This is a genomic window from Sphingobium sp. (assembly GCF_032153725.1).
Taxonomy (GTDB): domain Bacteria; phylum Pseudomonadota; class Alphaproteobacteria; order Sphingomonadales; family Sphingomonadaceae; genus Sphingobium.
In genome coordinates, this window is record NZ_JALDYQ010000035.1 from 24,964 (window position 1) to 47,396 (window position 22,433).

Here is a 22,433-nt window from a genome sequence, read left to right on the forward strand (position 1 = left end):
TGCCGGCTTACATAAATTCCCTAATGCTCCCGGAAGGACAGCCATAGCGACTGGGTCAGCGGCTCGAACGCATATTGCAATGCCGTCCGCCGCCGCAAGGGTATCAGCACCTGCACCGGCATCCCGGCTTTCAGGCTGAAGTCCTGGCCACGCACCGTCCTGATCGCATCCAGTTCCCTGGACGGCACGATCACCTCTGCGGTGTAGAAGGACACGCCCGCCTTTTCGTCCTGAAAACTGTCGGCCGACAGCCGGGTGATCTGGCCATCCATGATCGGCAGGTCCCGTTCATGCAGGCTGCTGAACCGGATCTGTGCCCGCTGCCCCATTTTCAGATCATCGATATCGTCCGGCGAGACACGCGCCTCTATGACCAGGCCCGCGCGGTCGGGAACGATATCCATCAGCTTCTGGCCAGGGGAGATCACGCCGCCGACCGTGAAGACAGTGAGGCCTACGATCGTGCCCGTCGCGGGTGCCCGGATCGCGAGCCGGGCAAGCTGATCCCCGGCCGCGCGATATTTGGGCAATATCTCGTTCAATGAAAATTCGACATCTCGCAATTCCGATGCGGCGCGTTCCTTATAGGCCTTTTCCGCTTCCAGCGCCTTCAGCCGATTTTCTCCCGATTCTGCGCCGGACCGGGCTATGCTCGCCGAAAATTGTCCTTCCTGCCCTTGAAGATCGGCGCGCGCGCGTTCCAGCGCCCTGATCCGCGATTTGGAGACGAAGCCTTTTTCCGCCACGTCCCGCAGGCTGTCCAGCTCTTCCCCGATCAGCCGGGCCTGTTCGGACGACGCAGCCAGTTGCGAACGATAGCCGCGCGCCGTCTGCTGCACCTGATTGGCCTGTTCGTGCAGCACCCCGGTCTGGGCGGCCAGTACCGAGGAACGGGCATTGAACTGCGTCTGCTGGAGCCGGATCGCCTCCTGCGCGTCCTCCTGCTCCTGTCCCTTGAGAGTGGCGAATTCAGCGGGCCATTCCACCCGGCTCGCCCCCAATTGCTCGGCGATCAGCCTTGCCCGTTGCGCCTTGAGTTCGATGAGTTGCGCGCCATACATGCGGGCCTGCGCGCGAACTTCGGCCGAGGCGAGTTCCATCAGCGGCTGCCCCTGCCGGACATGCTGCCCTTCCTTCACGAAGATCGCGCCGACCACGCCGCCGTCGCGATGCTGCACCGATTGGCGCTGCCCGGACACAGTCAGCCGGCCGGGCGCATAAGCCGCCGCATCGAGCCGCGCGAAGGCAGCCCAGCCCAGGAACAGGATGAAGAAGAGAATGGCGATGATCGTGCCCGTCCGCATGTCGCGATCCGGTCTGTCATCAATCGTTTCGGCATCCTTCGCCGCGGGATAATAGAGTTGGACGGCCCCGCTGGCATCCCTCAGTTGAATGTCCCCCATGGCGCCTCATCCCTCCGCGGTTTGTGACGTGGGATGCTCCTCCGACCGGATCGCCTTCAGCCGCCCCAGCACGTCGTCGCGCGATCCGAAGGTTTCCATTCGCCCGTCGCGCATGACCATGATCTTGTCGACCACGCCCAATATTCCCATCCGATGCGCCACGATGATGACGGAGGCATTCTTCTTCTTGAGGTCGGCCAGTGTCGCCACCAGCCGCACTTCGCCCTCGGCATCGAGATGCGCATTGGGCTCGTCCAGAAAGACCAGCGGCGGCGCGCCATAAAGCGCCCGCGCCAGCCCCACGCGCTGTGCCTGCCCGGCGGACAGCCCACGCCCGCCCCAACCGAGCGTCAGATTATAGCCGCCGGGCAAATGCAGGATCATTTCATGCGCGCCGCTCAGCCGGGCCGCTTCGATCACGGCGTTGTCGATGATTTCATCATCGTCCGACAGGAAATTGCCGAAGCGGGCGATATTCTCCTTGATCGTTCCGGCGAACAGCGATGTATCCTGCGGTAAATAGCCGACAAAGCCCGCCAGCCGCTCCGAATCCCAATCCTGGATATTGGCGCCGTCGTAGCGGATCGCTCCCCGCAGCGGTCGGGCCGCGCCGGACAGCATGCGCAGCAGGGTGGATTTGCCCGCGCCGCTCGGCCCGACAATGGCGATGACTTCTCCCGGTTCGACGGTGAAGCTGATGTCCGCCAATATCGGCCGGTCCAGACCGGGGGTGAAATAGGTCAGATGTTCGACCGCTATATGACCGATCGGCGCAGGCAGGCGGGTGAGGGTGACGTCAGCTTCTTTCGCGGCGAGCAGATCGTTGAGCGTGGCATAGCTCGCGCGGGCATGGACGACATTGCGCCATGCGCCCAGCAACTGGTCGATCGGCGCCAGCGCCCGCCCGATCAGGAAGGAGGAGGCGAAGATCGCGCCCGCCGAAATCTGGTTGTTGATGGCCAGCCAGGCGCCCAGGCCCAGTGCCAGCGATTGCAGCAACAGCCGGATGAACTTGCTGATCGCCACATAATGGCCACCGGCAAAGCTCGCGCTCGCCTGAAGATTGAGCATCGCATGGCGTTCGAGCAGATGACGCCGCACCAGCGCGCTCCGCATGCCGAGCGCGCGGATCACCTCCGCGCCGGCGAGCGTCTGCTCCTGACTGACATAGGCCTTGTTCGCGGCCTCATTGGCCTGTTTCAGCGGCGCATTGGTCTGTTTTTCGTTGCGCAGGGCGATGAAGAGAAGCGCTCCGCCGCCGACGACCGCCATGGCGGCGATGGTCGGATGGATAAGGAAGCATACGATGACGTAGACGGGACTCCAGGGGAAATCGAAGATCGACAGGATCGTGGGACCCGTCAGCGCCTGCCGCAACGTATCGAATTCCCGCAGGACCTGCTTGTTCATCGTCTCGCTGGTGGAACCGCGCCCGCTCAGGGTCGTGTCGAGCAGAAGGCCGGCAAGTTGCCGGTCCAGCCGCATGCTCGCCCGCACCAGCAGGCGGGAGCGCACTTGCTCGAGCAGCGCCAGCGTGCCGATCACGAAAATGATGATCACGGTCAGGAAGAACAGCGTCAGCCTGCCCTGGCCCGCGACGACGCGATCATAGACCTGCAACATGTAGAGAACCGGCCCGATGTACAGGACGTTCATCAGGGCGCTGAAGACCAATGAAGACAGGAAATGCCGCCTGCACGATGACAGGGCGGCCTTCATCGGGGCAGCTGGTTTATGAAGGTCACGCAACATAAGTTGCCCCCCATGTCGGCTATATTATTAGCGTTATGTCCAATGGTTTAGTATAGGATGTTGCCGATTTTCCGTAAATATAACCAATAGCATAGATGCGCATCTGTGCCGCGATGGCGCAATTTTTTACGCGCCTGCGGCCTTTCGGGTGATGGCGATCCGGATCAGCGCTTCCATGTCGACATGCTCTTCCAGTTGGATCGCGATCTGATCCAGCGCTTCATTCACCGACGCCTGATAGTCGCCAAGCGCCGACCGGTGGCCAAGCCGCGCCAGAAAGGCGGCGCGCAGGGCGGTGCTGGCAAACAGGCCATGGACATAAGTACCCATCACCAAGCCGTCCTGGCTTGATCCACCATCCGGCCGATCGCGCTCCATCATGGCGAAGGGGCGCGCGCAGTCGGTTCCCTCGGTCATGCCGACATGCATTTCATAACCTGAAAATGCCTGCCCCAGCGCGGTTCCGGTCGTTCTTTCCAATGTCTTGATGGGTGTAAGCCGGGTTTCCACGTCCAGCAGGCCCAGCCCGTTGACGCAGCCGGGCGCGCCTTCGATCCCATCGGGATCGCTTATGCTTCGGCCCAACATCTGATAGCCGCCGCAAATGCCCAAAATCGGCCGTCCGCGCCGGTGATGCGCGCGAATGTCGATGTCCCATCCCTGATCGCGAACCGCCTGCAAATCGGCTATCGTGGCCTTCGATCCCGGCAGGATGATGAGCGCGGCTTCGGCTGGAATGGGCTGGCCCGGCGGCACCATGACGACATCGACGCCCGGCTCCAGCTTCAATGGATCGAGATCGTCGAAATTGGCGATGCGCGGCAGGATCGGGCAGGCGATCACCAGCCGTTCACCCATGCCGCCCCGCCTGCGCTCCAATATCACCGCATCCTCGCTTGGCAGACGGCTGGCCTGATCGAGCCAGGGAATGACGCCAAAGCCCTTCCAGCCGGTCAAACGTTCGATATGGCGATATCCGTCTTCGAACAGCGCGGGATCGCCCCGGAATTTGTTGATCAGGAACCCCCTGATCATCGCGGCGTCGGCCGGGTCGGTGACGGCCCGGGTCCCGGCGATGGCCGCGATCACGCCGCCCCGGTCGATGTCGCCTACCAGTATCACCGGTACATTGGCGGCCCGCGCAAAGCCCATATTGGCGATGTCGCCCGCGCGCAGATTGACTTCGGCCGGCGATCCGGCGCCCTCCACCACGACGATATCGCATTGCGATCGCAACCGGTGGTAGCTGGTCATGACAGCGTCCAGCAATCCGCCGCGCGCCGACCGGAAATTGCCGCTGCCCAGATTGCCGCGTACCCGGCCATGCACGACGAGTTGCGACGTGCGATCGGCCTGCGGCTTCAGCAGGACAGGGTTCATGTCGGTGTGGGGTTCGACTCCGGCGGCAATCGCCTGAAGCGCTTGCGCCCGTCCGATCTCTCCGCCGTCGACCGTCACTGCGGCATTGTTCGACATATTCTGCGGCTTGAACGGCCGGACGCCATGGCCGCGACGGACCAGCGCGCGGCAAAGCCCGGCGACCAGCAAGGATTTGCCGACGTCCGAACCCGTTCCCTGAAGCATGATGGCAGCCATGGCGCCGCTCCTGCATGGCGCGGGCGTGCGTTACAAGAGTGATTTCAAGCCAGATGGCACATCGGGCGGCTCGGAGCCGCAGGCCAGCGCAGCTAAATTACGGAAAGCAAAGAATGCCTCTAAAGGGAGCTACGCCGCATCTCGACGGCATCCAGGATCATGCCGCCCGCCAGGAAAACGCTGCCTGTGCAGACCAGCGCCAACAGATGCCCGCCAGTGCCCGGATATTGCTGCATATAAACAACACCCCGTTCAGTCGCGCCAAGGGCCAGAGCGTAGATCATCAGAAACGCCTCGAACTTGGTCTTGATGGTGAAAAGGCGCTTGATCCGTTCCATCTGATTCCACTCGGCTTCTCTGCCGCTAGGGAATTAAATCGCCCGAAAGCTGCAAATGGTCAACAAGCGTTAACCATGATTGTTCGATCCGGGCGATCAGGCGGGTGTCAGCCAGATCGCCGGGCGCGATGGCTTCGGGCCAATAAGCTGCAACAATAGCGGCAATGCCGTCCAGCTTTGCCTCATCCACCAGAAAGCGCGGGTCGATATAAGCAGGATCGGCTACCACGCGCAGGCGCAGACAGGCAGGCCCGCCGCCATTGGCCATGGATTGCCGAACATCGACGGACACAAGTTGCCGGATCGGGCCATTGCCTGCGACCATCGCTTCCAGCCAGGACCATATGGCAGGCGTCTCCCGCGCCTCGGTCGGCAGGATCAGCGCCATCCCTCCATCCGGCAAGGTGACCAGCTGCGCGTTGAAAATATAGCTTCGGATGGCATCGGAAAGGCTGATGGCGCTGGCCGGAACCTCGATGATCTCAACCGACGGCAGTTTCGCGCGCAGATCGGCGTAGAACCCCTCCTTGTCGGCAAAGGCCTGCTCATGCGTGAAAAGGACGCGTTCATTGGCGACGGCGACGACGTCGTTGTGGAAGGCTCCCGCTGCTATCGCTTCTTCCGACTGCATGACGAACAGCGTGCGCCCCGGATCAAGCCGATGCAGCCGCGCGACCGCCTTGCTCGCCTCCAGATGCTGGCGGGCAGGAAAGGGGCCGCCCGACTGGCCGTAGACGAACACCTCCACGCCCGTGGTCCCGTGATGGTCGCACAGGCGCATATGATTGGCCGCGCCTTCATCACCGAAGGGGGCGGGGACAGGGCCATGCACGGCAAAGGCGCTCTGGTCGGAGAAGGCGAGCCGCAATTGCGCCAGCGTTTGCGGCCATTCATGGCTGCGGTGCGGCATGGTCACGAGATTGGCGACGGTCATATGGGTTCGTCCGTCTGCCGTATCGGCCGCCGGCGATACCGTGGCGGCATTAGCCGCCCACATGGATGAAGCCGACATGGCGGCGGCGCGGATATGCGCATCGGCATTGCCGACATCGGTTCCCAGAGCCGTCAGCCAAGCTCCGTCGGGTCGCCACTGGGGCAGGAATAGTCCCTGGGTCAGCCCCAGACGGATATTGCAGCGCATCTTTTCGATCCCCTGCAAAGCAGCCCCTCTGGGATGGGATATCGCGCCCGCATTGCGTGACGAGGCCAGATTGCCGAGGCTGAGGCCCGCGTAATTGTGGCTGGGGCCGACCAGGCCGTCGAAATTGATTTCCCTTGCCGTCATGCGCGTTCCGCCATGGTGAAACCCTGTCCCGGCTCCAGTCCGAGCAAGTCCGCCGACGCCCTGTCGAGCGCCATTGTCCCATCGTCCCGTTCCGTGACGAAGCCGTAAGTGCACCGATAGTCCGCAAGCCGTCCGGTGGCGACCAGCACCTTGTCCCCGCCTTTTTCTTCAATCGCGCCCAGCGTCACGTCGGCGGCATGGGCGATGGTCCGCAGCGAATTGATCTGCCCCACCATGGTCGGGCCGCCATCGAAAATGTCGACATAGCCCGGATTGGAAAATCCTTCCGTCTCCAGCATCCGCATGGCCGCGCGGCCATTGGGATGGGGCATGGCGATGACGCTGCGGGCGCTGTCGGTCAGCATGGCGGTGTAGATCGGCGTCTTGGGCATCAGGTCCGCGATGAACTGGTTGCCGTTCACTGCGTTGAACTCGTCCGCCTCCTGAAAGCTCATGCCGAAGAAGCGCCCGGCAAGGCCATCCCAGAAGGGAGAGCCGCCCGCTTCGTCGATCACCCCGCGCAGTTCCGCAATGATGCGTTCGCCAAAGCGTTCGCGATGGTTGCGGATGTAAAGATAGCGGCTGCGCGCCAGCAGCAGGCCCAGTCCTTCCGCCCGCTCGCGCGGATGCAGGAACAGCCCTCCCACCTCCGTCGATCCTTCCAGATCGGTGGTCAGCGACAGCATCTCGGCCCGGAACGTGCGGGAAAGCTCCCGGCTATGCTGGGTCAGCACGCCTAGGCGATAGGAGTAGAAGGGCCAATTCTGCCCCACCTTGCCGAATATCTGGCATGTGCCCCGGACCTGACCGGTCTGGCTGTTCTCCAGCACCATGACGATCAGTTCATCCTCGACGCCTTCACTTTCCCGCATCAGCGCCTGTTCCGTCCGCTCCAGCTTGGCGGCGAGCGACTGTCGGTCGGGCGGGAGATTGGTGAAGCCGCCTCCCGTCAGCTTGGCCATTTCATAAAGGGTCTGGAGATCGCCCGCGCGCGCGGTACGCATGAAAAAACTCACGCCTTCGCCCCTTTCGTGAAACGCCCCTCTGCGATGCGCAACAATGCCAGCGCCGACAGTTGCGCCCGTTCGGCCAGGCTGTCGACGATTAGATATTCCGAATCGCTGTGAATATTTCCGCCGCGCACGCCCATTGTATCGACCACAGGCACGCCGCAGGCCGCGATATTATTACCGTCGCACACGCCGCCAGTGTCTCGCCAGCCGATGGAAAGACCCAGATCCGCCCCGCACTGCCGGACAAGGCCAAACAAAGCCTGAGCCTTGGCATCCATCGGCTTGGGTGGCCGGCCGAAACCGCCATGCCGGTGAAGCGTCACGTCATGTTCCCGCGCAATCTGGGCCATGACATCGTTCAGCAATTGATCCGCCGCCTGTTCATCAACTGGCGTCCGGGGACGGAAATTGACGTGCAGGACTGCATGGTCGGGCACGACATTATTGGGACCGCCGCCTTCTATCCGCGCCGGATTGCAGGAAAATCCCGTCCCGCTGCCCCGCTTCAGCCGCAACGCCAGATCGGCGGCCGCCAGCAAAGCGTTGCGGCCATCCTGCGGATTGCGCCCGGCATGGGCGCTTTTTCCCGTGACGACGATCGCGAAATTGCCGCTGCCCGCGCGCGCTCCAGCCAGCGTTCCGTCGGGCAGGGCAGGCTCATAGGTGAAGGCTGCGAGCTTTCCGGTCGCAACCTGCCGCAACAGGGCCGCGGAGGACGGGCTGCCGACTTCCTCATCGCTGTTGACGATCACATCATAGCCAATCCGTTCCGCGCCGGGCGCCGCCTCCACGGCCATCAACGCGGCCAGCATGACAGCAAGCCCGCCCTTCATGTCGGCCACGCCCGGACCGTTCAGGGTCGTCGGATCGACCCATTGTAGCGTCTGAAAGGCATGATCGGCCGGGAATACCGTGTCCATATGCCCGGTAAGCAGAATCTGCACGGGCGCCTGCGGCCGCACGGAGAGGCAGAGATGCCGCCCGTGATCGAGCGCGTTCATCCTGCCGTCCGGTCCCGGCATCCGGACCGGGGCAGGATCGATCAGGGAAATTTCGCCCGGCAGGGCTGCAAAGGCATGGGAAAGCATGTGGGCCATGGTCGCAAGGCCGGGCAGATTGCGCGATCCGCTGTTGACCCTTGCCCATTCTTCAGTCCGGGCGAGCATGGGCGCATCTGCGGCGCTTTCCATGACTCCCCGTTCGAACGACGAAATGCCTCTCATCCCGGTGACCCTATCAGAGCGGAGACGAGGCCTCCACCCCCGGCCTTAAAAGTCGTAGGTCAGGGTCAGCCGGCTGAGGGTATCGAAGTCCCGTGCCGACAGCAGCGTCTCCGATTCATATTGCACATTATAGGAAAAGGCTGCCGACCAGCGCGTGCCCACCTTGGTCACGAGCGAGGTCAGCGAGTTGAGCGTGTACACATCGCTCTCCACATAACCCGATGCGGCCTGTTTGAACACCAGCGTCGGCGCCAGCCGCCAGGCAAGGTCCATGGAGGCACGAGCGCCCAACTTGGTTTCGCGCGCCCCGATCACATATTTCGCGTGACGAATCGATGGGCCCGCATCCAGGGAAAGTTCCATCGGCTTGCTGACGATGATCTTGTAACCGATCCCCGCCGATGCGGTGTAGCGTTCGTCATAGCCGATCGAAGTGTCCCGCTCGAACTGGGTGAGGCCATAGGCAAAGCCCCTGGGGTCGAACTCATAACGCGGCTCATAACTGGCGGTGTAACGTTCGCGAGACGTCACCCCGTTGGCGCGCCGGTAATCGATGCTGGCGGCCAGCTTGTGTGACCACTGGATGCCGGTGCGCTTGATCGCGGCACTCGCGCTGATGCCGATTTCACTGGTGGAGCCGGTGGAGCGAAAACCCCCGCCCTCGACCTTGCCGGTCCATAATTCGGTGAAGCGGGCTTCGCGTATGACGGTTTCCTGCGTCGCCCTCGTCCGCTCCTTCCAGCTTTTGACCATGCGCTGAATCTCGTCGGCGGAACCGGGATTGGTCTGCCGCGCGATCTTGGCGACCGTCGCGATTTCCGCCTCATTGCCATTGGCGATCGCCGCTTCCAGCATCTCCCGCACGGAAGGAGGCAGGAGCACCGGATAATCGGCCCGGGCCGGTGTCGCGACGAGAAGGGGCAGGAGTGCCAGGCAATAGCGCATGCGCCTCCTCATACCGGCATGATGGCGGATTTTAACCCTCTTTTCAGATCAAAGCCCTGAATTCCTGAAGGATATCCCGATAGAGCTTCCGTTTGAACGGCACGATCAGGTCAGGCAGGCTTTCCGGTTCCGCCCATTTCCAGTCGCGGAATTCAGGGTGCGCGGTCTGAATGTTGATGTCGCTGTCAGTGCCCAGGAAACGCGCGAGAAACCAATATTGCCGCTGCCCGCGATATTTGCCGCCCCACAGCTTTCCGATCAGTTCCGGCGGCAGATCGTAGAAATGCTCGTCCTGGGCCTTGGCAATGAATTCGACATGATCGCGGATGATGCCGGTTTCCTCACCCAGTTCCCGAAGCGCGGCCGTCTTGACATCCTCTCCATCATCGACGCCACCCTGCGGCATCTGCCACGCCTCGACCACGTTATCGAGCCGCTGGCCCACGAAGACCTTGCCGTCCATGTTGACGAGCATGATACCGACGCACGGCCGGTAGGCGAGTTCTGAATCATTCGGCATCGACGCCATCATAGTCCCTGATCGTTATGTCCGGCACGCCGTCCGCGCCTGACGCGGACATGTGCTTTGTGCAGTGCGAGAATAAGCGGCAGTGAGCCCCCCGTCCATGGGCGAAAATTATCGGCGCGGCAATTTGTGCCGCCCGCGTGTCAAATGGGATCAAAGGCGATCGTGTCGAGGAGCTTGCAAGGATTGCCCGCGAAACGGGGGGCCCGGCGCATTCATGCACTGCACCATTTTGAGCCCTGGTGGCGCAAAGCGGAAAAGGCGATCGCCCAGCGGCGGGACCTTTGCCTGCGCGGTGATGGAAAAGATGCCGCCTGCCGCAGCGGCGCGCTGGCCGCATGGCGATTCGCTCGATGATGGCCGCCTTCTGCCGGCGAAGCCGGACTGGGCAGTGGCCTTTGCCAACGACTGGACTCCCGGAGAGGGGGCCTTGCCCGCTTGTCGCCGTAGCAAGCCATGATTGCGATGCCGTAAACCATCGGGCAGAATGAAAGAATGAACGCAATCGATCCCCGTCGCGGCAGGGCGGCCATGCCGGCAAGGCGACCGCTGGACCGCCGCAGCCATGGCTGGTTGGGCCAGCTGGCGGGCCTGCAATTCCACAGGCTGCTCGACCGCATCGATCTGGGGCTGGAGAAGGGCTCGCTGCACGCTATATTGCCTGACGGCACTCGACGCTTGCTGGGTTGCCGCGCGCCGGGCCCGGAATGCGAGGTGCATCTGCTGCGCTGGCGTGCGCTGCTTCGCCTGATTGTGGGCGGATCGGCGGGTTGGTACAGGGCCTGGGCTCGCGGCGAATGGACCAGTCCCGACCCCGTTTCGCTGTTCGCGCTGTTCATGGCCAATGCCGTGTCGCTCGGCAATGTCGCCCGATCCCGCGGACCTGTGCGCTGGATGGGCCGGCTGGCGCATTGGGCGCGTCGCAACAGCCGCAAGGGATCACGTCGCAACATCGCCTACCATTATGACCTTGGGAATGATTTCTATGGGTTGTGGCTGGACAAGGGCATGCATTATTCCAGCGGCCTGTTCCGTGATCCTGACGATCGGATCGAAAGCCTGGAGCGGGCGCAGCAAAGGAAGGCCGATGCCATTCTCGACCGACTCGATCTGCGCGAAGGCAATGCGCTGCTGGAGATCGGCTGTGGCTGGGGCGGCCTTGCCGAACAGGCCATGGCGCGGTGTCCGATCCGCTATGACGGCCTCACATTGTCCGTCGAACAGGCGAAATATGCCCGTGACCGGCTAGGCTCGGGAGCGAACATCGTTCTGCGGGATTATCGTGATGCCCAGGGGCAATATGACGCCATCGCCAGCGTGGAAATGGTGGAGGCGGTTGGTGAACGCTATTGGCCCGCCTATGTCGGGGCGATTGCGCGCCTGCTGAAGCCCGGCGGCAGGGCGGCGATCCAGTATATATTGATCGATGACGCCATATTCGAAGGCTATGTGCGGAACGCCGATTTCATCCAGACCTATATCTTCCCCGGCGGCATGCTGATTTCGGAAAGCCGCTTTCGTGCCCTGGCGGAGGGGCAGGGCCTGGAATGGCGCAATGTGCGCCGCTTCGGCCAGCATTATGCCGAAACGCTGCGGCGCTGGCGCGAACGGTTTGACCGAACCATCGACAAGGGATGGCTGCCCGCCAGTTTCGACCAGCATTTTGTCGATCTCTGGCGCTATTATCTGATGTATTGCGAAGGGGGCTTCCGTGGCGGCACGATCGACGTCGCGCAGGTCACGCTGGTGAAGCCGGCTTAATCCACGCGCGTCCGATAACCGCTCGGCGTGTCCGCGACGACCAGATCGACAATGGCCTGCCCTACCGTTGCGGGTTCCTTCAGCGTTGCCGGATCTTCACCGGGGAAAGCCCGCGCGCGCATCGCCGTCCGCGTGGCGCCCGGGTCGACGATATGGGTACGGATGGCGGAAATATTCTTCACTTCCTCGCCATAGGCGCCCACCAGAGTCTCCAGCGCCGCCTTCGAGGCGCCATAGGCTCCCCAATAGGCGCGCGGCTGTGCGCCGACGGAAGAGGTGAGCGCCACCACCCGCGCATCGGAACTCGCCCGAAGCATGCCGTCAAACGCCGCGATGAGAGCCTGTGGCGCGGCGATATTCAGCGTCAGCAACCGCGCGAATTCCTTGGCATCGATGGCCGGAACAGAAGCCAGGCTGCCCAGCGTGGCCGCATTGAGCATCAATATATCCAGCGCCTGCCAGCGCCCCGAAATGGCCTGCGCCAACCGCCCGATGCTTTCGCCATCGATCAGGTCCAACGGCGCGATGGTTGCGTGACCGCCAGCCTGGTGGATGCGATCCTCCACTTCTTCGAGTCCGCCGCCGGTCCGCGCGGTCAGGATGACATGGGCGCCGGCGCAGGCCAGCGCTTCCGCTGTAGCGGCGCCGATGCCGCGGCTCGCGCCGGTGACTAAGGCAAGCTTGCCCGAAAGAGGCTGGGTCGACATGGAATATCCCTCATGGGGTCAGGCAAGCGACAAGCCCGAAGCCGCAGGGCAACGGGCTTGTCCGTTCAACGGAAGAAAAAGGGGGGTCAGACCACCCGCTCGGCCAGCAACTCCAGCTGCTTCTGCACCACGACTTCGTCCTGATCGGTCAGGGTGGTCGGATAGTCGCCGGTGAAGCAGGCATCGCAATATTGCGGCCGGATGTCCGCTCGCTTGGCCTCGCCCAGCGCCTTGTAAAGACCATCGATCGAGATGAAGGACAGGCTATCGGCGTGGATGAACTCCTGCATGCCGCCGATATCCAGGCGGTGCGCCAGTAGTTTGGCCCGTTCCGGCGTGTCGACGCCGTAGAAGCAGCTATGCTTCGTCGGCGGGCTGGCGATGCGCATATGCACTTCCTTGGCCCCCGCTTCGCGCATCATCTGCACGATCTTCAGGCTGGTGGTGCCGCGCACGATCGAATCGTCGATCAGCACGATCCGCTTGCCTTCTATCAGGGCGCGATTGGCATTATGCTTCAGCTTCACGCCCAGATGGCGGACCTTGTCGCCCGGCTGGATGAAGGTGCGGCCGATATAGTGCGAGCGGATGATGCCCAGCTCGAACGGAATGCCCGATTGCTGGGCATAGCCGATCGCTGCCGGCACGCCGCTGTCGGGCACGGGGATCACATAATCCGCCTCGACCGGATTTTCGATGGCCAGCTGCGCGCCGATCGCCTTGCGAACCGAATAGACGCTGGCGCCGTCGACCACCGAATCGGGGCGGCTGAAATAGACATGCTCGAAAATGCAGGGGCGTGCGTGCGTCTCGCCAAAGGGGCGGTGGCTGCGCACTTCGCCGTCATGGGTGACGATGACCAGCTCGCCCGGCTCGATCGAGCGCACATGCTCGGCGCCCACCACGTCGAACGCCACGGTTTCCGAAGCGAAGATGATCGAATCGCCCAGCTTGCCCATCACCAGCGGCCGGATGCCCAGGGGATCGCGGCAGGCGATCATGCCCTCCGGCGTCATGACGATCAGCGAATAGGCGCCTTCGACCTGCTTCAGCGCATCGATGAACTTGTCGAGCAGGGTCCGGTAGGTGGATGTCGCCACCAGGTGAATGATGACCTCCGTGTCGGAGGTCGACTGGAAGATGGAGCCGCGACGGATAAGCTCGCGACGCAGTTTCATGGCATTGGAAATATTGCCGTTATGCGCAACCGCGAAACCGCCCGAACTCAACTCCGCATAAAGCGGCTGGACGTTGCGCAGCGAGGTTTCGCCTGTCGTGGAATAGCGGACATGGCCACAGGCCGCGCCGCCGGGCAGGCCCCGAATCACTTCATCGCGATCGAAATTTCCGGCCACATGTCCCATTGCCCGATGGGTATGGAAATCATGGCCGTCCCAGCTGGTGATGCCGGCTGCTTCCTGCCCGCGGTGCTGAAGCGCATGAAGGCCAAGCGCAACCATGGCGGAGGCGGTTTCAGCGTTGAAAACGCCGAAGATGCCGCATTCCTCACGCAGTTTGTCGTCGTCGAACGGGTTCGTCGTAAACATGGGCTTTTGGTGGTCCACTGCCAATCCTGTCCGCCCCATCGGGGTGGCATACGCGCGCATATAGTGTGTCGGGGACGATTTGTCGCCTGTCTGTCATAAAAAAGGGCGGGAAGCCGTCGCCGCAGGCGCGCGAAATTGGGAAAAAGGCCTACTGGCTTTGGCGCTTGCGGACGGCTAAGAGCCTCATCCTGATGCATCGTTTCGCCAATCCCGCTCGCTTCCTGAAGATAGCGCGTCCCTTGACGAGCTGGCTGTTCTGGCCGGGCCTCGCCCTTTTGCTGACCGGTGCGGCATGCGGCCTGTTCGTGACGCCGGCGGATTATCTTCAGGGCGATACCGTGCGCATCCTCTATATTCATGTGCCGTCTGCCTGGCTGGGCATGGGCGGATGGACCGGGATCGCGATCGCCGCGCTGATGCAACTGGTCTGGCGTCATCCGCTCGCGGCCGTGGCAGGGCGCGCCATCGCGACGCCCGGCGCCTTCTTCACGGCGATCTGCCTGATCACCGGTTCCATCTGGGGGCGACCGACCTGGGGCACATGGTGGGAATGGGACGGGCGCATGACCTCCATGCTCGTGCTGTTCTTCCTCTATCTTGGCTATATCGCGCTCGCCAATGCCAGCGCTCGGCACGGTCAAGGGCAGGGCGCGGGCGGGGTCAGCCCCGTGACCGCCATTTTCGGACTGGTCGGCGCCATCAACATTCCGATCATCAACCGGTCGGTGGTGTGGTGGAACAGCCTGCATCAGGGGCCCAGCATCACCCTGCGGGGCTCCAGCATCGACGCCTCGCTGCTTTGGCCGCTCGGCTTCACGTTGATCGGATTCACCTTGCTTTTCGCCGCGATAGTGCTGATGCGCATGCGCGCCATATTGGCGCGGAACAAGATCGAGGCGCGGATGCAGCGGCTTGCTCGAGGATGACGGGCGCGAGGGTGAGAGGATGAACCAGTGGGCTTTCGTGATCGGCGCCTATGCGCTGACCTTGTCGGGCACGGGCCTCATCAGCCTGCTCAGCTGGCGTGCCATGCGCGGCGCTGAAGCAAGGGCGCAGCAACTGGCGGACCGGTCATGAAGGCCCCATCATGAAGGCGAAGCATCAACGATTGATCCTGGCTTTGGCGGCGCTGGTCGCGCTGGTCGGCGCGGCCTTGCTGGCGATGTCCGCGCTCAAGGACGAAGCTGCCTATTTTTACGCGCCCAATGACGTCAGGACCAAGGGCGTGGAACCGGGCAAGGCGATCCGGCTTGGCGGCATGGTGGTGAAGGGCAGCCTCAAGCGCGCCGGCGACGGCGTCACCATCCATTTCGACGTGACCGACGGCAAGGCGACTGTCCCGGCGAGCTTCAGGGGAATCGCCCCCGATCTGTTTCGCGAAGGGTCCGGCGTCGTGGCCGAAGGCGCCTTCGATGCCGGAGGCACTTTCCAGGCCACCAATCTGCTCGCCAAGCATGACGAGCGCTACATGCCGCGCGAACTCAAGGGCATGAGCTATGACGAGAAGACCCACAAGATGAAGGTGGATCGGTGAAGCGAGGGCGCGCATGATCGCTGAGGCTGGCCTGGCCGCCTTATGGCTCGCCGCGTCGCTGGCGCTGCTTCAACTGTTGTTGGCGGCGTTTGGCTTGGCGGGCGGCAAGAGCGAACTGCTGGGCGCGGTGCGGCCCGTGGCGGTGGCACAGGGATTGCTGACGGCGATCGCCTTCGCCCTGTTGATCACATTGTTCCTGCAATCGGACATGTCGGTCCTGCTGGTCGTCACCAACAGCCATTCGATGAAACCCTGGCTCTACAAATTTGCCGGAACCTGGGGCAATCATGAAGGGTCGATGCTGCTCTGGGTCACGGTGATGGGTGTCGCGGGATCGGCCGTTGCGCTGTTCGAACGGGCTCTGCGACGTGAAACCCATATGGCGACGCTGGGCGGGCAGGCGGCGATCAGCCTGGGTTTCTACGCCTTCCTGCTCTTCGCCTCCAATCCCTTTGCCCGCATCGATCCGCCGCCGGCGGACGGGCAGGGGTTGAACCCGCTATTGCAGGACCCGGGCCTGGCCTTCCATCCGCCGACGCTTTATCTGGGCTATGTCGGGCTGTCCGTCGCCTTTTCCTTCGCGGTCGGCGCGCTGCTGACCCGGCAGGTCGACGCCGCCTTCGCCCGCGCCATGCGACCCTGGGTATTGGGCGCGTGGATCCTGCTGACGCTGGGGATCACGGCGGGCAGCTATTGGGCTTATTATGAGCTGGGCTGGGGCGGCTGGTGGTTCTGGGACCCGGTGGAAAACGCCTCGCTCATGCCGTGGCTGGCGGCGACAGCGCTGCTGCACAGCGTGACCGTGCTGGCGACGCGCGACGCCCTGCGAGCCTGGACGGTGATGCTGGCGGTGGTCGCCTTTTCCATGTCGATGGTTGGCACCTTCCTGGTCCGATCGGGCATTTTGACCAGCGTTCATGCCTTCGCCGTCGATCCGGAGCGTGGCACCTTCATCCTGGCCCTGCTCGGCATCTATATCGGCGGTGCGCTGGCGCTGTTCGGCTGGCGCGTAGGAGCGGTCCGCGAAGGCGCGCCGTTTGAACTGGTCAGCCGGGAAACCATGCTGGTAGTCAACAACCTGTTGCTCTCGGTGATATTGGGACTGGTGCTGATCGGCACGCTCTATCCGCTGATGACAGAGGCGTTCGGTCATAAGGTGTCGGTGGGCGCACCCTATTTCGATCGCATTGCAGGCCCGATCGCGCTGACGCTCATGGTGGCCATGATCCTGGGGCCGCTGACCCGCTGGCGCCGTGACCGGATGCGCGAAGTGACCCGGCGCATGGCGATCCCGCTCGCCATGGGCGGGCTTGTGTTTGTTCTTCTTGCCGTGCTGGCCTGGGGACGGATCGGCGTTCTGCCCTTCCTTGGACTGGTGATCGCGCTGGCAGTCGCGGTTGGCAGCGTGGCGCCGCTCTGGAAGCGCAATCTGCGCCGGACGCCGCTGTTCACCTGGGGGATGGTGATCGCGCATCTGGGCTGCGCGGTCAGCCTGGCGGGCATGGCCTGCGATTCGGCCTTCACGGTGGAGAAGCTGGTGGCGGCGCGTCCCGGCGACACGGTGGAGACGGCCGGCTGGACGATTCGCTTCAAACAGATATTGCCGATTGCAGGCGACAATTGGACCGCGCTCCAGGCCGATATGGAAGCGAGCCGGGGCGGCGAGCCGGTGCTGCTCCACCCGCAGTCGCGCTTCTTCGCCTCTCCGCCGACGACAACGACCGAAGCGGCCCTGCTGACGCGCTGGAACGGCCAGCTCTATGTCGTGCTGGGGCAGGAAGCCGATGCGGGCCGCTGGCAGCTCCGCATCTGGTGGAAACCCTTTGTAACGCTGATCTGGTTCGGCGGCTTCCTGATCGCGCTGGGCGGCGCTATGGCGCTGGTCGGACGGGAGCGGCGCGGCTGGCTGCTTAAATGGCGAGCCAGAATGGCCATGGAGGCGGTGGCATGAGGAAGCTGCTGATCTGGCTGCCGCTGCTGTTGTTCCTCGTCTTTTTCGGGCTGTTTGCGAGCGGACTGCTGTATCCTGACGACCGGATCATCAGTTCCAAGCTGGTGGGCAAGCCGCTTCCTGCCTTCGCCTTGCCTCCGGCCGCGAGCGATCGGCCGCCGCTTTCCAATCCGCAGCTGACCAGCGGCAAGCCGCGCCTGCTCAATATCTTCGCCAGCTGGTGCGTGCCCTGCGCCGCTGAAGCGCCGCAATTGATGGCGCTCAAGCAGGCGGGGGTGGAGATCGACGCTATTGCCATCCGCGACGCCCGCCCCGATGTCGACGCTTTTCTCAGGCGCTACGGCAATCCCTATTCCCGAATCGGCCTGGATGCGCGGAGCGAGGTGCAGATCGCGCTCGGTTCTTCCGGCGTTCCTGAAAGCTTCGTCATCGACGGCCAGGGCCGGATCGCCTACCAGCATGTCGGCGATATTCGCGAAGATGACGTGCCGATGATCCTCGATCGGCTGAGGAGCGCGCAATGAGGGTGCTGATCGCCCTGCTGGCATTGGTGCTGAGCGCCCCTGTTTTTGCGCAATCCGCGCTGCCGCCAGCTCCCTATGCCGACCGCCAGATAGAGGACCCCGGGCTGGAGAAGAAGGCGCGGGCGCTCATGGAAACGATCCGCTGCCTCACCTGCCAGAGCCAGTCCATCGCCGACAGCAATGCCAGCATGGCAGGCGACCTGCGTTCGCAAATCCGTGAACGCATCATGGCAGGCGAGCAGCCGGAACATATCCGCGCCTGGCTGATCGAACGCTATGGCGATTGGGTCAGCTATGAGCCGACGGTCGAACCGATCCTCTGGCCGCTCTGGGCAGCGCCGCTGCTGTTCCTGGGGTTGGGGCTGCTGATCCTGCGCGGTCGAATCAAGCGGAGGCGACCATGACGGGGTGGATCATCGCTGCGGCTCTCGCCATGGGGACGCTGGCTGCGATCATGGCCGTGGGGCGGATACCGCGTTCGGCCTGGGAGATCACGGCGGCTGCCCTGTTGCTCGGGCTGGCGGGCTATGCCTGGCAGGGGCGACCCGGCCTGGCCGGCTCGCCCCGGCAATCGGCGGAAAAAGGTGGGGCGGCCTTTGACGAGAAACTGGCCGAGCAACGCCGGGGCATGGCGGAACGCTATGGCAAGGCGGGGCAGTGGCTGCTGCTCTCCGATGGTCTTGGTCGGCAGGGCAAGACCAAGGAGGCGGCCAATGTGCTGCTTTCAGGCCTGCGGGAAACACCCGACGACCCCAATTTGTGGCTGGGCTTCGGCAATGCGCTGGTCGCCCATGCGAGCGGCGTGCTCTCTCCGGCGGCGGACTTCGCCTATCGCCGGGCGATGGCGATCGATCCCGACGGCCCGGCACCGCGCTATTTCTATGGCCTGGCTCTGGCCCGCGCGGGGCAGCTCAAGGAAGCGCGCGCGCTGTGGGCGCCGCTTGCCGCCAGCGCGCCCCAGGGCAGCGAGGTCAGGAAGGAACTCGAAAGCAATATCGCGCGTATCGATGCCGTGCTGAGCGGCGAAAGCCGATAAGCGATCGAAGCGGCAGCGGCATCATTGCCACCATCCTGGAGCCATGATAGGGCGCGGCGGTTTGCGGGGGCTTACGGAATGACAGGACGGGCCACATTTCCCCGCTCGGGTGTCCAAAGATCATGACAATTCGGCATTTTTTCCATGGCTGACGGGAATAGCAACGGCGACGCGCGCGCCGACGACGAAAGCACCCATGATCACGGCCATGCGGGACAGAAGGCCACGTTCAAGCTGGTCGTGGGCGCCATAGGCATCGTGTTCGGCGATATCGGCACCAGTCCGCTCTACGCATTTCGTGAAACCTTTGCCGGCCATCATCATCTGGACCTTGATCCAGATCACATATTGGGCGTCATCAGCCTGATGTTCTGGTCGATGATGCTGGTGGTGACGCTCAAATATGTCACCATCATCATGCGCGCGGACAATAAGGGGGAGGGCGGCAGCCTCGCCCTGCTCGCGCTGATCAACGGCCAGACCAAGACGCAGCGATGGTCGCGGGGGATCATCCTGCTGGGTGTGTTCGCGACCTCGCTTTTCTATGGCGACTCGATGATCACTCCGGCGGTTTCGGTGCTGTCGGCGGTGGAAGGGCTGGCGGTCTACAATTCCAGCCTTGCCCCGCTCATCCTGCCTGCGGCCATCATCATCCTGCTGGGCCTGTTCTGGATACAGGGGCTGGGGACGAATCGCGTCGCCTCGCTCTTCGGCCCGATCATGCTGTTCTATTTCCTGACGATCGCGGTTCTGGGCATCATCAGCATCATCAAGACGCCTGGCATTCTCTACGCGTTCAATCCCTATTGGGCCGTCATGTTCTTCGTGACCGACCCGCTGCCTGCTTTTCTGGCGCTTGGCGCGGTCGTGCTGGCGGTGACGGGCGCCGAAGCCCTATACGCGGACATGGGCCATTTCGGGCGCAGTCCGATCCGGGTGTCGTGGCTGACCTTCGTTCTGCCGGCGTTGATGATGAATTATATGGGGCAGGGCGCGCTTCTGTTCCGGGAAGGCGCTGCGGCGCTGCACAGTCCATTTTATTATCTGGCGCCGCAATGGGGCCAGTTGCCACTGGTGGGTCTTGCCACGCTGGCGGCGATCATCGCCAGCCAGGCCGTGATTTCGGGCGCCTTCTCCGTGACGCAGCAGGCGATCCAGCTGGGCTTCATGCCCCGCCTGCGGATCGCCCATACCAGCGCATCGACCGCCGGACAGATTTACATCCCCCTCATCAACTGGGGGCTGATGGTCATGGTGATCCTGCTGGTGCTGGTATTCCAGACGTCGTCCAATCTGACGGCGGCCTATGGCATTGCCGTCACCGGCGCGATGTTCATCGACAATCTGTTGCTGACCGTCCTGCTGTATCGCCTGTGGAAATGGCGCTGGTATTATTCGGCGCCCCTGCTGACGGTGCTGTTCCTGGTGGACGGCGCCTATCTGGCCGCCAATCTCACCAAAGTGCCGGCGGGCGGATGGTTCCCGTTGCTGATCGGCTTCGTCATCTTCACTTTGCTGACCACCTGGTCGCGGGGACGCCGGCTGGTGCAGGATCGCCTGCGCGAAGCGGCGATGCCTATCCCCGTCTTCGTGGCGTCGGCGGCAAACAGCGCCGTCCGAGTGCCGGGCACGGCGGTTTTCATGACTTCCACTCCCGACGGCGTTCCCCATGCGCTGCTGCACAATCTGAAGCACAACAAGGTGCTGCACGAACGCGTCATCCTGTTGACCGTCAAGATCAAGGATGTGCCCGTGGTCGAAGATGACGGCCGCTGCAAGCTGGAGGATCTGGGCCGGGGCTTCTTCCGCCTCGTGCTGCAATATGGCTTCATGCAGGAGCCTGACGTGCCCGCCGCGCTGAAAAATGTGACTGGCTGCGGACAGGCATTCAGGATGATGGATACCAGCTTCTTCCTTGCGCGGCAGACCCTGCTGCCGTCTGCCAAGCCGGGCATGCCGCTCTGGCGAGAGAAGATATTCGCCTGGATGCTGCGCAACGCAGAAAGCGCGATGGAATTTTTCCGGCTTCCGACCAATCGCGTGGTCGAGCTGGGAAGCCAGGTCGAAATCTGATCCACGAAAACAGGGGCGACGAAATCGCCGCCCCTGTTTTCCCATCAACGCCGCCGATCAGGCAGCGTCGCGATCACCGTTGATTTCGACGAGTTGACCGCCATTAATGGCGATTTTCTTCGGTTTCATCGCTTCCGGGATTTCACGCACCAGTTCGATGATCAACAGTCCGTCGGCCAGGTCCGCCTTTTCCACGCGGACGAAATCGGCAAGCTCGAAACGGCGCTCGAAGCTGCGGTTGGCGATGCCGACATGCAGGAAACGCGAACGATCGCCATTGGCTTCTTCCTTCCGTCCGGTCACCTGGAGGAGGTTCTGCTGGGCCGTGATGTCGATCTCATCGGAACGAAAACCCGCCACCGCCAGAGTGACGCGATAGCGATCCTCGGAAAGCCGCTCGATGTTGAAAGGGGGGTAATTGTCGCCTTGCTGCAACCGGGCATTGTTTTCGATCAGGTCGAACAGGCGATCGAAGCCAACGGTCGAGCGGCGATAGGGGGTCAGGTCAAAACCACGCATTGTCATGATCTCCTAAGAGCAAAATGCCAAAGAACCAAATAAACATGCCGGACCCGTAACAGGCATCCGGCGACAATGTCCGACCCCATGTGGCGGCCGGACGCATTCGATATGGTTCGACGGAAGAGTGTTTCAAGAGGAGGTCGACACGCGAACTGCGACGCCCGGCGAAGACGCAAAGGAAAAGCACCCGGGCCGTGTTTTCACGACCCGGGTGCTAATGGACGATTACTCGTCTCCCCCTTGGTCTGCCTCAACCGTTCCTTAGCCCCCTAAGCTCGAAACGGGATGCAGTATCCCTGAACCACGGCCTTTACCTGTGCTTCGAAGCCTGTGCTATGAGTAGAGCGGTCTGCTGTCACGGGCTATTTCCGGCCCTTGTGATTTTTCCGATCACGCTGTGGCGCGCGTGCAACAATCTGGCAATGCTTGCCGTTGGTCAGGACCGTGCTAGACGGGCTGCCCATATCCCTGTCCAAGAGGCCATCCGCGCCGTCATGATTCTATCGCGATACGAACGCATGATTGCCAAACGCTACCTGCTGCCCGGCAAGGGGGAGGGCTTTATCTTCCTCGTCGCCGGAATCAGCCTGGTCGCGGTGATGCTGGGCGTGGCGGCGCTCATCATCGTGATGAGCGTGATGAACGGTTTCCGGGCCGAATTGTTCGACAAGATCGTCGGCCTTAATGGCCATGCGGT

The 22,433-nt window shown here is 62.9% G+C and carries 22 protein-coding genes and 1 pseudogene; 11 read left to right on the top strand and 12 right to left on the bottom strand.

The window, feature by feature from the left end:
* Positions 1-20: 20 nt before the first annotated feature.
* From RUH75_RS12805 to RUH75_RS12845, 9 genes are all read right to left on the bottom strand, one after another.
* A complete protein-coding gene (locus tag RUH75_RS12805) occupies positions 21-1,403 on the bottom strand; it encodes an HlyD family type I secretion periplasmic adaptor subunit (RefSeq protein WP_313806482.1) in 1,383 nt (460 codons plus the stop codon).
* Positions 1,404-1,409: 6 nt separating this feature from the next.
* Positions 1,410-3,122: a type I secretion system permease/ATPase gene (locus tag RUH75_RS12810; protein WP_313806484.1), complete on the bottom strand. Its 1,713-nt coding sequence runs from the start codon at positions 3,120-3,122 to the stop codon at positions 1,410-1,412.
* A 159-nt stretch (positions 3,123-3,281) separates the two neighbouring features.
* Positions 3,282-4,751: a cobyric acid synthase gene (locus RUH75_RS12815; RefSeq protein ID WP_313806485.1), complete on the bottom strand. Its 1,470-nt coding sequence runs from the start codon at positions 4,749-4,751 to the stop codon at positions 3,282-3,284.
* A gap of 119 nt (positions 4,752-4,870) precedes the next feature.
* Positions 4,871-5,089, bottom strand: coding sequence for a hypothetical protein (locus RUH75_RS12820; RefSeq protein ID WP_313806486.1), 219 nt, complete (start codon positions 5,087-5,089; stop codon positions 4,871-4,873).
* Between the two features lie 25 nt (positions 5,090-5,114).
* A complete protein-coding gene (locus RUH75_RS12825) occupies positions 5,115-6,374 on the bottom strand; it encodes an N-succinylarginine dihydrolase (RefSeq protein ID WP_313806488.1) in 1,260 nt (419 codons plus the stop codon).
* Entirely contained in the window at positions 6,371-7,390 is a 1,020-nt protein-coding gene (locus RUH75_RS12830) for an arginine N-succinyltransferase (protein ID WP_313806490.1), read from the bottom strand. The genes RUH75_RS12825 and RUH75_RS12830 overlap by 4 nt, the downstream gene beginning before the upstream one ends.
* Positions 7,387-8,610, bottom strand: coding sequence for a hydrolase (locus RUH75_RS12835; RefSeq protein WP_313806492.1), 1,224 nt, complete (start codon positions 8,608-8,610; stop codon positions 7,387-7,389). Before RUH75_RS12835 ends, RUH75_RS12830 begins: the two co-directional genes overlap by 4 nt.
* 45 nt (positions 8,611-8,655) lie before the next feature.
* Positions 8,656-9,555, bottom strand: a complete 900-nt coding sequence (locus RUH75_RS12840) for a DUF481 domain-containing protein (RefSeq protein ID WP_313806494.1) — start codon at positions 9,553-9,555, stop codon at positions 8,656-8,658.
* A gap of 43 nt (positions 9,556-9,598) precedes the next feature.
* A complete protein-coding gene (locus RUH75_RS12845) occupies positions 9,599-10,084 on the bottom strand; it encodes an RNA pyrophosphohydrolase (RefSeq protein WP_313806496.1) in 486 nt (161 codons plus the stop codon).
* A gap of 214 nt (positions 10,085-10,298) precedes the next feature.
* Between RUH75_RS12845 and RUH75_RS12850 the strand changes: the two genes are divergently transcribed.
* Both RUH75_RS12850 and RUH75_RS12855 read left to right on the top strand, forming a co-directional pair.
* Positions 10,299-10,541, top strand: coding sequence for a hypothetical protein (locus RUH75_RS12850; protein ID WP_313806498.1), 243 nt, complete (start codon positions 10,299-10,301; stop codon positions 10,539-10,541).
* Positions 10,542-10,576: 35 nt separating this feature from the next.
* A complete protein-coding gene (locus RUH75_RS12855) occupies positions 10,577-11,842 on the top strand; it encodes a cyclopropane-fatty-acyl-phospholipid synthase family protein (RefSeq protein WP_313806500.1) in 1,266 nt (421 codons plus the stop codon).
* Here RUH75_RS12855 and RUH75_RS12860 read toward each other — a convergent pair.
* Both RUH75_RS12860 and purF read right to left on the bottom strand, forming a co-directional pair.
* Positions 11,839-12,549 (bottom strand): SDR family NAD(P)-dependent oxidoreductase, encoded by a 711-nt coding sequence (locus RUH75_RS12860; protein ID WP_313806503.1) that lies wholly within the window; start codon positions 12,547-12,549, stop codon positions 11,839-11,841. The two genes, RUH75_RS12855 and RUH75_RS12860, sit on opposite strands and share 4 nt — an antisense overlap.
* A gap of 86 nt (positions 12,550-12,635) precedes the next feature.
* Positions 12,636-14,096: an amidophosphoribosyltransferase gene (gene purF, locus RUH75_RS12865; protein WP_313806506.1), complete on the bottom strand. Its 1,461-nt coding sequence runs from the start codon at positions 14,094-14,096 to the stop codon at positions 12,636-12,638.
* A 191-nt stretch (positions 14,097-14,287) separates the two neighbouring features.
* Here purF and ccmC point away from each other — a divergent pair, with 191 nt between their 5' ends.
* The 8 genes from ccmC (at position 14,288) to RUH75_RS12905 (ending at position 21,214) form a co-directional block, all read left to right on the top strand.
* A complete protein-coding gene (gene ccmC / locus RUH75_RS12870) occupies positions 14,288-15,022 on the top strand; it encodes a heme ABC transporter permease CcmC (protein ID WP_409592352.1) in 735 nt (244 codons plus the stop codon).
* A gap of 19 nt (positions 15,023-15,041) precedes the next feature.
* Positions 15,042-15,173 (top strand): hypothetical protein, encoded by a 132-nt coding sequence (locus tag RUH75_RS12875; protein WP_313806510.1) that lies wholly within the window; start codon positions 15,042-15,044, stop codon positions 15,171-15,173.
* Positions 15,174-15,183: 10 nt separating this feature from the next.
* A complete protein-coding gene (gene ccmE / locus RUH75_RS12880; protein WP_313806512.1) occupies positions 15,184-15,630 on the top strand; it encodes a cytochrome c maturation protein CcmE in 447 nt (148 codons plus the stop codon).
* A 13-nt stretch (positions 15,631-15,643) separates the two neighbouring features.
* Positions 15,644-17,581 (top strand): heme lyase CcmF/NrfE family subunit, encoded by a 1,938-nt coding sequence (locus RUH75_RS12885; protein WP_313806514.1) that lies wholly within the window; start codon positions 15,644-15,646, stop codon positions 17,579-17,581.
* Positions 17,578-18,105 carry a DsbE family thiol:disulfide interchange protein gene (locus RUH75_RS12890; protein WP_313806516.1) on the top strand — a complete coding sequence of 176 codons (528 nt, stop codon included), beginning with the start codon at positions 17,578-17,580 and terminating at the stop codon, positions 18,103-18,105. Before RUH75_RS12885 ends, RUH75_RS12890 begins: the two co-directional genes overlap by 4 nt.
* A complete protein-coding gene (locus RUH75_RS12895; RefSeq protein ID WP_313806518.1) occupies positions 18,102-18,509 on the top strand; it encodes a cytochrome c-type biogenesis protein in 408 nt (135 codons plus the stop codon). Before RUH75_RS12890 ends, RUH75_RS12895 begins: the two co-directional genes overlap by 4 nt.
* Positions 18,506-19,141 carry a cytochrome C biosynthesis protein gene (locus RUH75_RS12900; protein ID WP_313806520.1) on the top strand — a complete coding sequence of 212 codons (636 nt, stop codon included), beginning with the start codon at positions 18,506-18,508 and terminating at the stop codon, positions 19,139-19,141. Before RUH75_RS12895 ends, RUH75_RS12900 begins: the two co-directional genes overlap by 4 nt.
* Before the next feature lie 144 nt (positions 19,142-19,285).
* On the top strand, positions 19,286-21,214 hold the full coding sequence (locus tag RUH75_RS12905) for a potassium transporter Kup (protein ID WP_313806522.1): 1,929 nt from the start codon (positions 19,286-19,288) through the stop codon (positions 21,212-21,214).
* A 57-nt stretch (positions 21,215-21,271) separates the two neighbouring features.
* Here RUH75_RS12905 and RUH75_RS12910 read toward each other — a convergent pair whose 3' ends face one another.
* Positions 21,272-21,733, bottom strand: coding sequence for an Hsp20 family protein (locus tag RUH75_RS12910; protein WP_313806524.1), 462 nt, complete (start codon positions 21,731-21,733; stop codon positions 21,272-21,274).
* A gap of 380 nt (positions 21,734-22,113) precedes the next feature.
* On the opposite strand from RUH75_RS12910, the pseudogene RUH75_RS12915 reads away from it, so the two are divergent.
* Positions 22,114-22,433 (top strand): annotated as a pseudogene (locus tag RUH75_RS12915) (hypothetical protein); the annotation flags it as partial.